Here is a 13822-nt window from a genome sequence, read left to right as displayed (position 1 = left end):
GCGTCGAGCACGGCGGCCAGCCGATACGCCGCCTCCGGGCTCCCGCCGCCGGCGGCGCACCGCAGATGCCGCTCGGCGGCGAGCTCGTCGCCGTCCCGCAGCCGGGCGATCCCGACCTGGAGGGCGGCCTCCGTGTGCCCGGCGGCGGCGGCCTGCTCGTACCACCGCAGCGCCGCGTCCTCCTCACGCCGTCCCGCGTGCAGGATCCCGAGGTTGAAGGCGGCGTCGACGCTGCCGGCCTCGGCGGCCTTGGAGAACCACGGCTCGGCCCCGGCCGCGTCGCCGACCTGCAGCAACAGGATCGCCAGCGCGTTCGCCGCCTCACGGTGTCCCGCGTACGCCGCGCGCCGGTACCACTGCTCGGCCTGCCCGGTCCGCCCCTGCTCGGCGCAGAGCAGCCCGAGGTTGTACGCGCCGTTCACATCTCCGGCGTCCATCGCGGCGCGGTACCAGCGCTCGGCGGTCTGCGTCTCGGCGCGCTCAGCGTGCAGCGCGCCCAAGGCATTCGCGGCGTTACCGTCGCCGTCCTGGGCGGCCCGCAGCCACCACACGGCGGCGCTCTCGGTGTCGCCGGCGTCGCGCAGCAGGAACCCGAGCGCACAGGCGGCCCGCGCCTCGCCGTCCTTGGCGGACGTCAGATACCAGCGCCCGGCCTCCTTCAGCTCCCCGCGCTTCTCCAGGATGGCCCCGAGGTGCAGCGCCGCCCTGCGGTGCCCCCGCGCGGCCGCCTGCCGGTACCACTGCTCGGCCTCCACGGTGGCGGACACCTCAGCCTTCGGCAGCCCGGCGTCGGACGACCCATCGGTGGACGAACCAGCCTTGGACGACCCAGCCTTGGACGACCCAGCCTTGGACAGCTCCGCCCCAGGCACCCCGGCATCCGACGACCCGGCCTCGGGCAGCCCGGCATCCGACCCCCCGGAAGGGGACTCCTCAGCATCCTCAGCATCCAACGCCCCTGCATGGGACACCCCTGCATCCACCGGCCTGGCGTCCACGACACCGCCGTCAGTGGCCCGCTTCCCCGCGCTCTCTCCGGCGGCCCGCCGGTCCAGCGCGCGGGCGAGCCGGTACGCCGCCTCCCGGTGTCCCCGCTCGGCGGCCGCCCGCATCCACTTCTCGGCGGCGGCGGCATCGCCGCGGTGCTCCAGGAGGTCGGCGAGCGCGTACGCACCGAGGACGTGCCCCTGCTCGGCGGACTGGCGCAGCCAGTACTCGGCGGCGGGCTCGTCCCCGCGCTCGCGGTGGTGGCGTCCGAGCGCGTGCGCGGCGGCCGCGGATCCGGCGACGGCGGCGATCCGCCACCAACCGGCGGCCTCGTCGGCGTATCCGCGCTGGTGCAGGAGGACGCCCAGGTTGTTGGCCGCGGCACGGTCACCGGCCGCGGTGGCAGCACGAAGCTGAGGCTCGGCTCCGTCGAGATCGCCGCGGCGGAGCAGCATGGCTCCGAGGACGCTCATCGCCTCGACGTCGCCGGATTCCGCGGCGAGCCGTTGGCGTGCCTCCTCCACAGCCTCGCCGGCCTCATCCCGGTCGGAAGGCTGCACAAACCGCCCTGTCTCCAACAGAGTTGCCTTGTCCCCCATAACGTCCATCGTCGCACCACCTGCAACCTGGGTACACCTGGTATACCGCAGTCAGTGAGGTCACTACAGCGTTTTGTCGACTTGCCCACAGAGAGACAAGTGAAACACAGTTTCCCCAACTCCCACCCCAAGGCGCGGCCTTCGTCACGACGGCACTGGTCAGCCAGGGGAACACGGGGACGATCCGGACATGACGAAGGGCCCGAATCCCTTGAGGATTCGGGCCCTTCGTCTTCAGTAGCGGGGACAGGATTTGAACCTGCGACCTCTGGGTTATGAGCCCAGCGAGCTACCGAGCTGCTCCACCCCGCGCCGTTGTTCTGCAACCGTATCACGGCGCGGGGTGGGGCTTTACCACCCAGCTACTCAGCGGCTACTCAGCCGCTTCCACCACTCTCTTCGCTGTTGTTGTCGCCGTTGCCGCCGCTCTCACCACCGGTGTTGTCGGCCTGGGACTGGGCGTCCTCGGCCCGCTGCAGCGCGTCCTCAAGGTCCTTCTGCGCGCGGCCGTACGCCTCCCAGTCTCCCTTCTTGAGGGCTTCCTGGCCTTGGCTGTAGGCCTTCTGGGCGTCGTCGAGCGCCTCTTGGACCGTCGCGTTGCCGGTGGCCGGCGGTGGCTTGGGCGTGTCCTCGTCCGGTGGCTCGGGAGTCGTGCCCTCCGTGCCGAAGACCTTGTCGAGCGCCTGGCCGAGCGTGTCCTCGAAGGCGGTGTTGCCTCCGTAGGTCACCAACACCTTGCGCAACAGCGGGTACCTGAGTCCGCCGCCCTTGACGTAGACCGGCTCGACATAGAGCAGTCCTCCGTCGAGCGGGACCGTCATCAGGTTGCCGTACTCGACTTGCGAGTCACCACCGCTCAGCAGCTTGATGGACTCGGCGATGGACGGCTCGGAGTTGAACTGGCTCTGCACCCGTTTCGGTCCGTCGATCGTTCGGCCCGTCGGCAGCTTCAGAATTCTGATCTTGCCGTAACCGGGCGTGCCCGCTTCTGCGTTGACGGACATGAAGGCACTCAGGTTGTCCCGGCCGTTCGGTGTGAGCGTCGTCGTCAGCGAGAAGGCCTGGGCCTGCTCACCCGGCATCTTCATGCTCAGGTAGTACGGCGGCACGGCGTCGCCCGACTTGTTCGTCGGGTCGTCCGGGACCTGCCAGACCTCACTGCCGCTGAGGAACGTCGTCGCGTCCTGCACGTGATAGCGGGTCAGCAGCTCGCGCTGGACCTTGAACAGATCCTGCGGGTACCGCAGATGGTCCATGAGGGTCTTCGGGATGTCCGCCTTCGGCTTCACCGTCCCGGGGAAGGCCTTCTTCCAGGTCTTCAGTACCGGGTCCTTGGTGTCCCACTCGTAGAGCGTGACCTTGCCGGTGTACGCGTCGACGGTCGCCTTCACCGAGTTGCGGATGTAGTTGACCTGGTTCTGCTGGGCCACCACCGCGCGCTGGTTGTTGGCAGCGGTCAGGGAGTCGGCCGTCGTGTCGCCGAGGGTGGTGCGGGAGGCGTACGGATAGCCGTTGGTGGTCGTGTACGCATCGACGATCCACTGGATCTTGTTGTTGACGACCGCCGGGTAGGCGTCGCCGTCGATGGTCAGCCACGGGGCGACCGCCTCGACCCGCTCCTTGGGGGTGCGGTTGTAGAGGATCCGCGAACCCTCGCCGATCGCACCGGAGTACAGCATCTGCGGCTCGTTGAACGCCACCGCGTACGCGGCACGGTTGACCGGGTTGGAGAGGTTGACCCCGCTGTTGCCCTTGTAGCTGGTGGTCTTCTCGCCGCTGTCGTCCGAGTAGTCGATCTCCTTCTGGGGACCGCCGACGATCGAGTACTGGGTGGTCTTCTCCCCGTAGTAGACCCGCTGCTGGTACTTGCCGAGGTCACCCTTGGACGGCAGGTCGTACTCGGTGAAGACCGGGCGACCCTCGTTGTCGGCCGAGGTGCCCTCGGCCGTGACGGCGCCGTATCCGTGCGTGTAACGGAAGTGGTCGTTGATCCAGTTGTTCTTCGGGATGCCGTCGAGGTTCAGCTCACGCAGACCGATGACCGTGTCCTGGTCCTTGCCGTTCTTGCTGTACCGGTCCACGTCCAGGTTGGTCGGGAAGCCGTAGTAATTACGGACCTGCTGGAGCTGCTGGAACGTCGGGGACACGACGTTGGGGTCCATCAGGCGGATGCTCGCCGTGGCGTTGGCGTCCTCGCGCAGCTTGGTCTTGTCGTCGGTGTTGCTCGTGCCGGCGTAGTCGCTGACCTGCGTGCCGTCGATCCCGTATGCCTCGCGGGTCGCCTTGAGGTTCTTGTCGACGTACGGCGCTTCCTTGGCCTGCTCGTTGGGCTGGACCTGGAACTTCTGGACGATCGCCGGGTACAGACCGCCGATGAGGATCGCCGAGAGCACCATCAGGCCGAAGCCGATGACAGGCAGCTGCCAGGTGCGCCGCCACAGGGTCGCGAAGAACAGCAGGGCGCAGATGATGGCGATGATGAACAGGATGGTCTTGGCGGGCAGATACGCGTTCGCGTCGACGTACCTGAGGCCCGTCCAGTTGCCCGTCGCCTTGAAGTCACTGGACTTCACGGCGAGTCCGTACCGGTCGAGCCAGTACGCGACCGCCTTCAGCGCGACGAACAGGCCCAGCAGCACCGAGAGATGACCGGTGGCCGCGGCCGTGGCACGCGCGCCGGGGCTGGTGATCCGCAGTCCGCCGTACAGATAGTGGGTCAGCGCGGCGGCGATCAGGGACAGGATCGCGGCGGCGAAGCCGAAGCCCAGCAGGAAGCGGTACCAGGGCAGGTCGAAGGCGTAGAAGGAGACGTCGAGATGGAACTGCGGGTCCTTCTCGTTGAAGGGGACGCCGTTCACCCACATCAGCCACGTACGCCACTGGCCCGCCGCGGAGGCTCCCGCGATCAGCCCGACCAGGGCGGTGATCCCGAGCAGGATCCACTTCTTGTACGGAGCCACACCCATGCGGTAGCGGTCGAGGCTCTGCTGCTCCATCGACATGGCGCTCAGCGGCGGCCTGAGCCGGTGGGCCAGCCAGACGTTCACGCCGACAGCCGTGGCCATCAGCAGTCCGAAGACGAAGAACAGTCCGATCTTGGTCCACAGGGTCGTCGTGAAGACGGATGAGTACTTGACCGACCGATACCAGAGCCAATCCGTCCAGAACCCCGCGAACATGACGAACGCCATGGCCAGCACGGCCAGGACGCCCAGCGTCATGAGCAGAGTCCGGACCCGTCGGGACGGTCGGCCCACTCTGATCCGTGGCCCCGTCGGGCCTCCGCCGCGGTCCGGCATCTGGAAAGCCAAGGTGCGCACCTCGAAGTTCGCTGTTGGTGTCTTGGGCCCGGCGAGCGCGGGGCCACATCTATGCAACTTACTGATGCTTTACTCGGTTCCCGGTTCCGGGGTCGAACGAGGCAGGATTGTGACCATGTCCAACACCGCCTCCACAGGCACGCCCATGGCGGCCGGCCCTCTGACCCGCGCCGTGCTCGAGATCGACGAGTACGTCTCCGGACTCGGCTGGGACCAGCCCGCCCGACTCTTCGCCCTCGTCGACACCGCTCAACTGCGCTCCCAGGAGCCGGGTCTCGCGGAGCGCCTCGGCATCGGCGACGACGCGGCCGCCGGTGCTCTCACCCCCATCGAACAGGACGAACTCCCCGCGGGTACCCCGCTGGACGAGTTCCTCGGCACCATCGCCTGGCCCGACGCCGTGGCCGGCTGCGCCCTGTCCGTGGAGCGGCTGATGCTGCCGCCGTCCGCGGAAGCGTCCGTGCCGGAGGGCCTCGACGAGGAGCATCTGGCGAAGTGGGTCGCCGAGCACCCCGAGCGCCAGGAGGTCCGGATGACCGTCGCGGTGCTACGCGGCGGGAAGCGCGAGTCGGCGCTGCGGCTGCGTGAGAAGGACTCGGCGACCGAGGTCCTCACCGGGTCCGACCTGGTACCGGGGCTGGCCGAGGCTCTGACGGCGACGTTCGCGGAGTAGTACCGCGAGGGCGACCTGACCGTGATCCGCTGGGGAGCACCTGAGGCCTGTCCGGCGGATCATGGCCGGGGCCGCCCCTGATCCGCCGGAGGACCTAGCTCTTGGTGCACTCGGGCAGGTCGGCCGTGTCTCCGCCGCGGATGTCCTCAAGTGCGTTCATCGCGTCGTCGATGGTGTCGACCTTGACGAGCGTGAGTCCCTTGGGGATGTCGCGGGTGGCGGCCGCGCAGTTGTCCTTGGGCGTCAGGAAGTACCGGGCGCCCTTCTCGCGGGCGCCGACCGTCTTCATCTCGATGCCGCCGATGGGGCCGACCTTGCCGTCGTCGTCGATGGTGCCGGTGCCGGCCACGAACGAGCCGCCGGTGAGGTCGCCCGGGGTGAGCTTGTCGACGATGCCGAGGGCGAACATCAGGCCTGCGCTCGGGCCGCCCACATCGGCGAGCTTGATGTCGATGGTGAACGGGAACGTGTGGTCGGTGCCGGCCGCGATGCCGACGATCGCGCGCTCCTTGCCCTCGTCGTTCGACTTCGTCGTGGTGATCGTGAGCTTCTCCGTGCGGGTGGCCGTCTTGTTCGCCTTCTCGGCGGCGGCCTGCTCCTTGGCGGGCACGATGGTGAAGACGACCTTTTCGCCCGGCTTGTGCTTGGTGACCAGCTTTGCCACCTCGTCGTACGCCTTGACCGGCGTACCGTCCACGCTCTTGATCACATCGCCCGCGTGCAGCTTGCCCTCGGCCGGACTGCCCTTGAGCACCGAGGAGACGATGGTCCAGGACTTCACCGGGATGTCCAGCTCCTTGAGGGCCGCGACCTTGGCGCTCTCCTGGGACTGACTGAACTCCTCGGCGTTCTCCTGAGTCGACTGCTCCTCCGTCTTGCCGTTGGGGTAGAGCGTGTCGTGCGGGACCACCTTGTTGTCATGCGCCAGCCAGCCGTACACGGCCTCGACGAGGTTCATGTTGTACTCGGCGCTCGTGACCCGGACCGTGGTCATGTTGAGGTTCCCGGTCGCCGGGTAGGTCTTGCGACCGGAGATCTGCAGCACCGGCTCGCCGTCGTGATCGCCGAGCGTGTTCACCGTCGGGCCCGGTGACATCTCCGAATACGGCACATTGATGAAGACTCCCGCGCACAGGAGCGCGATCAGCATCAGGGTGGAGGCGAGCATCGTCGCGGTGCGGCGTGGCATGGAACGACAGTACGGGACCACCCTGTAAGCGCACCGTCGGGGCCGCCCGTACGGGGCCTCAGGGGCCTGTCAGGCCTGGTCAGGCGTCCGTGCGCGACCTCTCCATGGCCTCACGGAAGCGCGTGTAGCCCGCGAGCTCGGTACCGTCGCCGGACGTCTTGCTGTTCCGGCCCACCCAGGTTCCCCACAGTCCGGCACCGATCGCAGCCAAAAACGGAATCAGCAACCAAGCGAGCACCGCCATGCCGACCTCCCAACCCCATGAGCGACCGCAACTGACTGATCAGCAGATTAACCATCCACCTGGTCAACGCTCACGGCAGGGGTGGGGTTACGCAACCGGAAGACGGGCGTGCACCGATCAGCAAGCACCCACCCATTCCTCCGTACCGTCGGAGAACCTCTGATGCTTCCAGATGGGCACTTCGTGCTTCAGGTCGTCGATCAACTTCCGGCAGGCTTCGAAGGCCTCGCCGCGGTGCGGGCAGGAGACGGCGACGACGACGGCGAGGTCCCCGACCGCGAGGTCGCCCACCCGGTGAACGGCCGCGAGCGCCCGCACCGGATACTCGGCGACGACCTTCTCCGCGATCCGCCGCATCTCCGACTCGGCACTGGGGTGGCAGGAGTAGCCGAGCGCGTCGACGCCCGCTCCCCCGTCGTGGTTCCTGACCGTCCCCACGAACAGCGCGGTCCCTCCGGCGGCCTCGTCCCCGACAGCACGGAAGACCTCGTCCACGGAAAGGGCCGTCTCCCGGATCGCCAGCAGCTTGATGGGATCCTGCGCCGCCTGCTCACCTGGATGACCGTTCGTCTGTTCCATACGCCCATCGTGCCCCACCCCACCGACAACACGGAACAGCACTCCCACGGGCCGCCACGCGCGCGTGCCGCCCGGCGTCCGGGGGCGAGGCCCTTCAGGCCGCAGCCGCACACCGCCCCGCCACGTCAGATGCGGCGCCGGGCCTTTCGCGCCCGGCGGACGAGCGCCGCCGTACCAAGCAGCGCGACCGTCGCCCCCGCGGCCCCCGCCGCCGTCGCGTCCTTGCGGCCGAGCCGGCGCCCGGCCACGGTGTGCCGCCCGGCGACCTCCTCCAGAAGCTCGGCGAGAACTTCCTCGTTGGTCCACTGCGGCCGCCACCCGGCGTCATGGAGCCGGCTCCCGCTGACGACCCAGGGGTGCATCGTGTACGCGAGGTCCCCGGCCGGCGACGGTGTGAGCCCGATCCGGTGGAGCCGGGCCGCGGCGCCCAGAGCGACGGCCGAGGGCAGCTCCATCCGCCGGATCCCGCTGAGCTCCTCGACCTCCTCCTGCTCCAGCCACCCGTCGCAGCCGACGGCCAGCTCCCCCTCCACCTTCTCCAGGACGGCGTACTCCAGAGCGCTGCACAGGTCCTCGACGTGGCAGAACTGCCAGGCGGGCCGGGACCCGGCGACGACCAGCAGCCGAGGCGACTCGAAGTAGCGGGTGAGGGCCGTGTCGGTGCCCCCGACGAGCACGGCGGGCCGTACGACGGTGACGTTGAGCCCGGGGTGCGCACGGGGCGCCCGCCGGGCGAGCCGCTCGACCTCCAGGAGGTCGCCGACGCCCGTGGCCTCGGCGGTCGCGCGCAGTTCGGCGTCTTCGGAGAGGGGCAGTTCGTTGTCGGGCAGTGCTCCGTAGACCATCGCCGAGGTGCACAGCACCACGCGGTGGACACCGGCGGCGGCCGCGGCGGTGAGCACGGTCTGGGTGCCGCGCACGTTGTACGCGGTGCGTGCGGCCGTGTCGGTCTCCAGATCGAGGTCGAGCGCCAGATGCACCACGACGTCCGCGCCGCGCAGCTTGTCGGCGATCGCGGGGTCCCGGACGTCCAGGATGTGCCACTGCGCGCCCGCGCACTCGCCGCGCCGCTCGTCGATGGCGATGACCTGCTTGATGTCGTCGCTGGCGGCGAGCCGCTCGGTGAGCAGCGCGCCGACGCCGTCCGCGGCGCCGGTCACCGCTACGACAGGGCCGCGGACGGCCGGACTGGTTGAGGGGTTTCGCGCTGCGCGAACCTGCGGATCTGGGGAACTCACCGGGCGTCTCCAGCGGTTGTGTTCAGTAAGGACGCGCGTGACGCGTACGTACCAGGTGACATCCATCCTGCCGCAGCCACGGAGTCGGCGAAGCATTGAGGCCCGAACCGGCTGCGGTGTCTACGCTGGGTGGTGATGTCGGGCAGCCGCCGTCGGAAAGAACCGGCGGCCTTAACAGCCGAGGAATCCCGTGAGTGACACCCCATTCGGATTCGGCCTTCCGCCGGAGGAGCCGGAGAACGGCGACGAGGGCAAGAAGAAGGACCAGGAGAGCGGTGGTGGTCAGGGACCTGCCAACCCGTTCGGTTTCGGGCTGCCCGGAGGTCCTGGCGGCCCTGGAGCCGACAACCCGCTCGCCGCAATGTTCGGTTCGCTGAACCCCAACGACCTGGGCGCCGCGTTCCAGCAGCTGGGCCAGATGCTCTCGTACGAGGGCGGCCCGGTGAACTGGGACATGGCCAAGCAGATCGCCCGCCAGACGGTCTCCCAGGGCACCCCGGACGGCATCAAGGACTCGAGCATCGGCCCCGCCGAGCGCTCCGGGGTCGATGAGGCCGTGCGCCTGGCCGACCTGTGGCTGGACGACGCGACGTCCCTGCCGTCCGGTGCCGGTACCGCGGTGGCCTGGAGCCGCGCGGAGTGGGTCGAGGCGACCCTGCCGGTGTGGAAGGAACTCGTCGACCCGGTCGCCGAGCGCGTCGGCGCGGCCATGGGCGACATTCTTCCCGAGGAGATGCAGGCCATGGCGGGCCCGCTCATCGGGATGATGCGCTCCATGGGCGGCGCCATGTTCGGTACGCAGATCGGGCAGGCCGTGGGTGTGCTCGCGGGCGAGGTCGTCGGCTCGACCGACATCGGCCTTCCGCTGGGACCGGCCGGCAAGGCCGCGCTGCTTCCGGTGAACGTCGAGGCGTTCGGCAAGGACCTCGGCGTACCGCAGGAGGAGGTGCGGCTCTACCTCGCCCTGCGCGAGGCCGCCCACCAGCGCCTGTTCGCACACGTGCCATGGCTGCGCTCGCACCTGTTCGGTGCGGTCGAGGGCTACGCACGCGGCATCAAGGTCGACACGGCCAAGCTGGAGGACGTGGTCGGTCAGCTCGACCCGTCGAACCCCGAGCAGTTGCAGGACGCACTCCAGCAGGGCATGTTCCAGCCGGAGGACACACCGGCCCAGAAGGCTGCGCTGGCCCGGCTGGAAACGGCGCTGGCACTCGTCGAGGGCTGGGTGGACGCGGTCGTGCACGCTGCCGCCAAGCCGCGTCTGTCGTCCGCGGACGCGCTGCGCGAGACGCTGCGCCGCCGCCGCGCCTCGGGCGGTCCGGCCGAGCAGACCTTCGCCACGCTGATCGGCCTGGAGCTGCGCCCGCGCCGGCTGCGGGACGCGTCGCGCCTGTGGGCGTCGCTCACGGACGCGCGCGGTGTCGACGGCCGTGACGCCCTGTGGGCGCACCCGGACATGCTGCCGACCGCGTCCGACCTGGACGACCCGGACGGCTTCGTGCACCGCGAGCAGCTGGACTTCTCCGAGCTGGACAAGATGCTCGGGGAGGCCGCGGACGGCCCGGCCGAGAAGCCGAACCTGAAGAAGGACGACGACAAGAACGAAGACAAGGGCGACGACACCGAGTGAGCCTCCACGACGACACGGTCCTCGTACTGAAGAGCTACGAGGACCAGGAAGAGCTGCGCCAGACGTATCTGGACCATCTTCAGGCTCATCCGGACGGCATGTGGAAGGCCTGCGGGGCCGGACACATCACAGCGAGCGCTCTCGTCATCGACCCGGAGCGGGAGCGTGTGCTGCTGACCCTCCACAGGAAGATGCGTATGTGGCTGCAGATGGGCGGCCACTGCGAGCCGGAGGACGAGACGCTGGCGGCTGCCGCGCGGCGGGAGGCCACCGAGGAGTCGGGCATCCAGGGTCTGACCCTGCTCCCAGGCGGACCGGTCCGCCTGGACCGGCATCTGACACCGTGCGCCTGGCACCTCGATGTGCAGTACGCCGCGCTCGCCCCGGCCGGAGCCGTCGAGGAGATCAGCGACGAGTCGCTCGACCTGCGATGGTTCTCCTACGACGAGGTGGCGGAGGTGGCGGACGACTCCGTCGTGCGACTCCTCGAAGCCACGCGGGCCAAGCTCTGAAGAGGTAAGGGGCGGCCGCCATGGCGGTCGCCCCTTACCGATTCCTTCCGCGGAAGGCTAGTNGGCCGCCATGGCGGTCGCCCCTTACCGATTCCTTCCGCGGAAGGCTAGTGCCGCGGCAGGCAACGTTTGCCCGTCAAGGAGCGGCGTCCGGTGCGTGCTCTCGGCGTGCCGGCCGGAAGTCCTCGTACTGGACGTACTTGGGCTTTCGGCCGGTGCGGCGAGAGGGCGTGCCGGGCGTCGCGACGGGGCGAACGTTGCCTGTCGGGGCACTAGTTCCAGACGTTGCCCTGGTTCTGCCCACGGGCGCCTTGCTGCCCCATGCCGTACTGGGCGCGTACGCCCTGTCCGATCACGGCGTTCTGCGGGGGCAGCAGTTCGCTGGGCTGGACGAGCGCGTAACCCGTGCCCATGAAGCTGAGCTCCCAGCCTTCACCGGTGCTGCCGCGGCGCCGCCACACTCCGGAGGAATGCGTCTGTGCCTGCATCTGCACCCGCAGGCTGGTGGACCAGGCCACGATGGCGTCGGCGTCGCAGTTGACGTACCGGTCGGGCGTGACCTGCATCATCAGCGGCATCCCCGAGGTCATCAGAGCGACCTTGCCGCGTCCGGTGATGTTGAGCTGGTACTTGCCCGAGCCGGAGATGCCGTACTGGCTGTCCACGGCGATCACGTCGTAGTGCAGCGAGGAGTCCATCGCCAGGACATAGCTGCCGTCCACGGTGAGGCCGTCCTGTTCCACGTCCACCACATGGATGTGCTGGGCGAGGTTGGCCAGATAGACGTTGCCCTGCCCGTGGCAGCGCATCAGGTCGAGGCCCTCCCCGGTGTGCGCACGGGAGCGCTGCTGACCGGAGTTCTGGTACTCGGCGTCGAACTCCACCAGTCCCTGGTAGGCGACCATGGTGCCCTTGCGGGCGAGGATGTCGTCGTGGCCCTCCAGAACGACGCGCAGCATCTGCTTGTTCTGCAGGCTGTAACGCTCCTGGGACTGCTGCTCGTTGTAGGCGAAAAGCGGGCTCTGCATGGTGTCTGACTCCCCCTCAGCCCCGGACTCGGAGACGGTCGGTGCTGTCCTCACTGGGCTGGACGACGACGATGCCCTGTCCGGAGAACGCCATCTGATACGCCTCGCCGCTGCCCCGTCCGATCAGCGACTGCGCCTTGAAGCTGCGCTTGCCCTTCACCTTGAGGTTCGGGGACCAGGCGACGAGCGCGTCGGGGTCGACGTAGGTCTCGTCCTCGCCGCCTCCGCAGTCGACGACGATGGGCTTGCCCCGAGAGGTCAGCGCGACCCAGCCCTGCCCGGAGATCTTGGTGTTCCACAGGCCCTGTCCGGCGAACTTCGCCAGCCCCTTGACGCGTTCGACGCCCCACTGGAGGTGTGCGTCGAAGGCGAGCAGGTTGGTGGCGTTGACGGAGATCCCGTCGCCGTTGAGGTTGATGACGACGACGTTCGCACCGTAGTCGGAGAGGTAGAGCAGGCCGTCTCCGGAGCACTTCATGAGGGGCGCGCCCTCACCGGTCATCCAGTCCTTGGCGATCTGGCGCACGGCCGGCGGGTTGGGCTCGTACTGGACGAACCCTTCGTAGGCGACCATCGACCCCACGCGCGCGAGAAGGTCGTTCCCGGTCTGCATGGCGACCTTGAGCATGTGGTTGCCGTGGTTCTCCATGCGCGCGGCGACGGGTGCCGGGGCAAAGCCCGCGAGCTGCTGGTTCATAGGACGGGCTCCCTCAGACCTCGTACGGCTGGACGACGATGAAATTGCCGGGCGCGCCACGGAACTGGAGGTTCACGCTCTCTCCGGTGTCGCCCGGGTAGGCGTTGCGGCGCATCCGGACCTGGCTGGAGACGATCACCTGGGAGGCGGCGGACCAAGCGACGACCGCGTTGCAGTCTGCGAACGTCGTCGGCGTCACCGGCAGCACGACCGGCACGCCGTGCGTCTTCACGACGATCGTGCCCGTCCCCTGGAACTGCATCGTGAACAGCGCGCCTCCGGGGATGCCATGGCCTTCGACGCGGCGCACCTCGTACTGCAGCGTCTCGTCGAATGCGAGGACGTTCTCCGCGGAGACACAGACGGCGTCGCCCTGCAGCTCGATGGGGTGCAGCATCGCCGAGTTATCGGCGAGGAACACCTGGCCGCGACCCGAGCAGCGCATCAACTGCATCTCCTGGCCGGTCGCGTTGCCCACGATCCGGCCGGAGAATCCGGCGCCCTTGTAGCTGAAGTCGACCTTGCCCTGGTAGAGCACCATGCTGCCCTGGCGGGCGAGCACGGCCTGGTCGCCGCCCGCACCGAGGTCGACGCGGATCATCTTCTTGTTCTGCGGCGTCCAGCGCTGACCGGTGGGCGCCTCCTTGTACGGCTGCAGAGCCGCGGCGACACCGGCACCGCCCTGAGGAACGTCCTGCGGTACTCCGTACGCGCCAGGCGCACCCGGAGCGCCCGGCGCACCGGGCTGGCCGGGGACCTGGCCGAACGGCGGCTGCTGGCCGTAGCCGGGGGGCGGGGTCTGCTGGCCGTAGCCCGGAGGCGGGGCCGGCGCCTGGGGCGCCTGAGGTGCCTGGGGCTGCGCGTAGCCGGGCGGCAGAGGCGCGCTCGGGCCGGGGGCCTGGCCGTACGGAGGCTGCTGCTGGCCCGGCTGCCCGTAGGGCGCGGGAGCGGGAGCCGGGGGCGGTACCGGAGCACCGCCGGGCGGGCTCATGGGCGCGACGATGGTCGGCGCGGCGTGCACCGGGGGTGCGGGCGCCGGCGTCGGGGTGGGTCCCTGGGGCGGCGCGAAGCCCTGGGCGGGCTGCGGCGCGGGGCCGGGAGCCGGGGCCGGGGCTGCGGGTCCTGC

At 69.3% G+C, this 13822-nt stretch carries 12 protein-coding genes and 1 tRNA gene; 3 read left to right on the top strand and 10 right to left on the bottom strand.

Annotation, left to right across the window (positions count from 1 at the left end):
- The 3 genes from FGD71_RS16010 to FGD71_RS16000 all read right to left on the bottom strand — a co-directional run.
- The coding region (locus tag FGD71_RS16010; RefSeq protein WP_140935901.1) for a tetratricopeptide repeat protein at positions 1–1595 on the bottom strand (1595 nt) is incomplete at its 3' end.
- Positions 1596–1824: 229 nt separating this feature from the next.
- Positions 1825–1898: transfer RNA gene (locus tag FGD71_RS16005), tRNA-Met, on the bottom strand.
- A 65-nt stretch (positions 1899–1963) separates the two neighbouring features.
- Complete coding sequence (locus FGD71_RS16000; protein WP_119101132.1) at positions 1964–4885, bottom strand: UPF0182 family membrane protein; 2922 nt, start codon at positions 4883–4885, stop codon at positions 1964–1966.
- Between the two features lie 136 nt (positions 4886–5021).
- On the opposite strand from FGD71_RS16000, the gene FGD71_RS15995 reads away from it, so the two are divergent.
- On the top strand, positions 5022–5579 hold the full coding sequence (locus tag FGD71_RS15995) for a PPA1309 family protein (RefSeq protein WP_162931142.1): 558 nt from the start codon (positions 5022–5024) through the stop codon (positions 5577–5579).
- A 94-nt stretch (positions 5580–5673) separates the two neighbouring features.
- On the opposite strand, the gene FGD71_RS15990 is transcribed toward FGD71_RS15995, so the two are convergent.
- The 4 genes from FGD71_RS15990 to FGD71_RS15980 all read right to left on the bottom strand — a co-directional run bounded on the left by FGD71_RS15990 (position 5674) and on the right by FGD71_RS15980 (position 8829).
- Positions 5674–6768, bottom strand: coding sequence for a YlbL family protein (locus FGD71_RS15990; RefSeq protein ID WP_119101130.1), 1095 nt, complete (start codon positions 6766–6768; stop codon positions 5674–5676).
- Between the two features lie 79 nt (positions 6769–6847).
- Positions 6848–7012, bottom strand: coding sequence for a hypothetical protein (locus FGD71_RS47405; protein ID WP_162931141.1), 165 nt, complete (start codon positions 7010–7012; stop codon positions 6848–6850).
- A gap of 117 nt (positions 7013–7129) precedes the next feature.
- A complete protein-coding gene (locus FGD71_RS15985; RefSeq protein ID WP_119101129.1) occupies positions 7130–7591 on the bottom strand; it encodes a molybdenum cofactor biosynthesis protein MoaE in 462 nt (153 codons plus the stop codon).
- Positions 7592–7716: 125 nt separating this feature from the next.
- Positions 7717–8829 carry an SDR family oxidoreductase gene (locus FGD71_RS15980; RefSeq protein WP_119101128.1) on the bottom strand — a complete coding sequence of 371 codons (1113 nt, stop codon included), beginning with the start codon at positions 8827–8829 and terminating at the stop codon, positions 7717–7719.
- A gap of 190 nt (positions 8830–9019) precedes the next feature.
- Here FGD71_RS15980 and FGD71_RS15975 point away from each other — a divergent pair, with 190 nt between their 5' ends.
- Together FGD71_RS15975 and FGD71_RS15970 are read left to right on the top strand one after the other, a co-directional pair.
- Positions 9020–10459 (top strand): zinc-dependent metalloprotease, encoded by a 1440-nt coding sequence (locus FGD71_RS15975; RefSeq protein WP_119101127.1) that lies wholly within the window; start codon positions 9020–9022, stop codon positions 10457–10459.
- Positions 10456–10971, top strand: coding sequence for an NUDIX hydrolase (locus FGD71_RS15970; RefSeq protein WP_119101126.1), 516 nt, complete (start codon positions 10456–10458; stop codon positions 10969–10971). The genes FGD71_RS15975 and FGD71_RS15970 overlap by 4 nt, the downstream gene beginning before the upstream one ends.
- Before the next feature lie 272 nt (positions 10972–11243).
- Here FGD71_RS15970 and FGD71_RS15960 read toward each other — a convergent pair whose 3' ends face one another.
- From FGD71_RS15960 to FGD71_RS15950, 3 genes are all read right to left on the bottom strand, one after another.
- Complete coding sequence (locus FGD71_RS15960; protein WP_119101124.1) at positions 11244–11999, bottom strand: AIM24 family protein; 756 nt, start codon at positions 11997–11999, stop codon at positions 11244–11246.
- 16 nt (positions 12000–12015) lie between these two features.
- The gene (locus tag FGD71_RS15955; protein ID WP_119101123.1) at positions 12016–12696 is read right to left on the bottom strand and encodes an AIM24 family protein; all 681 of its coding nucleotides are present in this window, start codon (positions 12694–12696) and stop codon (positions 12016–12018) included.
- A gap of 13 nt (positions 12697–12709) precedes the next feature.
- Positions 12710–13822: AIM24 family protein (locus tag FGD71_RS15950; protein WP_140935900.1), on the bottom strand; the 1113-nt coding region annotated here is incomplete at its 5' end.

This window comes from Streptomyces sporangiiformans (assembly GCF_005768555.2).
Taxonomy (GTDB): Bacteria; Actinomycetota; Actinomycetes; order Streptomycetales; family Streptomycetaceae; genus Streptomyces; species Streptomyces sporangiiformans.
Note: the sequence above shows the minus strand (reverse complement) of the source record. Positions and strands in the feature narration are given on the sequence as shown.

Bases quoted from the DNA above. Each gene is read 5' to 3' on its own strand.
- FGD71_RS16000 (WP_119101132.1), bottom strand. From the start codon at position 4,885: ATGCCGGACCGCGGCGGAGGCCCGACGGGGCCACGGATCAGAGTGGGC.
- FGD71_RS15985 (WP_119101129.1), bottom strand. From the start codon at position 7,591: ATGGAACAGACGAACGGTCATCCAGGTGAGCAGGCGGCGCAGGATCCC.
- FGD71_RS47405 (WP_162931141.1), bottom strand. From the start codon at position 7,012: ATGGCGGTGCTCGCTTGGTTGCTGATTCCGTTTTTGGCTGCGATCGGT.
- FGD71_RS15955 (WP_119101123.1), bottom strand. From the start codon at position 12,696: ATGAACCAGCAGCTCGCGGGCTTTGCCCCGGCACCCGTCGCCGCGCGC.
- FGD71_RS15995 (WP_162931142.1), top strand. From the start codon at position 5,022: ATGTCCAACACCGCCTCCACAGGCACGCCCATGGCGGCCGGCCCTCTG.
- FGD71_RS15990 (WP_119101130.1), bottom strand. From the start codon at position 6,768: ATGCCACGCCGCACCGCGACGATGCTCGCCTCCACCCTGATGCTGATC.
- FGD71_RS15960 (WP_119101124.1), bottom strand. From the start codon at position 11,999: ATGCAGAGCCCGCTTTTCGCCTACAACGAGCAGCAGTCCCAGGAGCGT.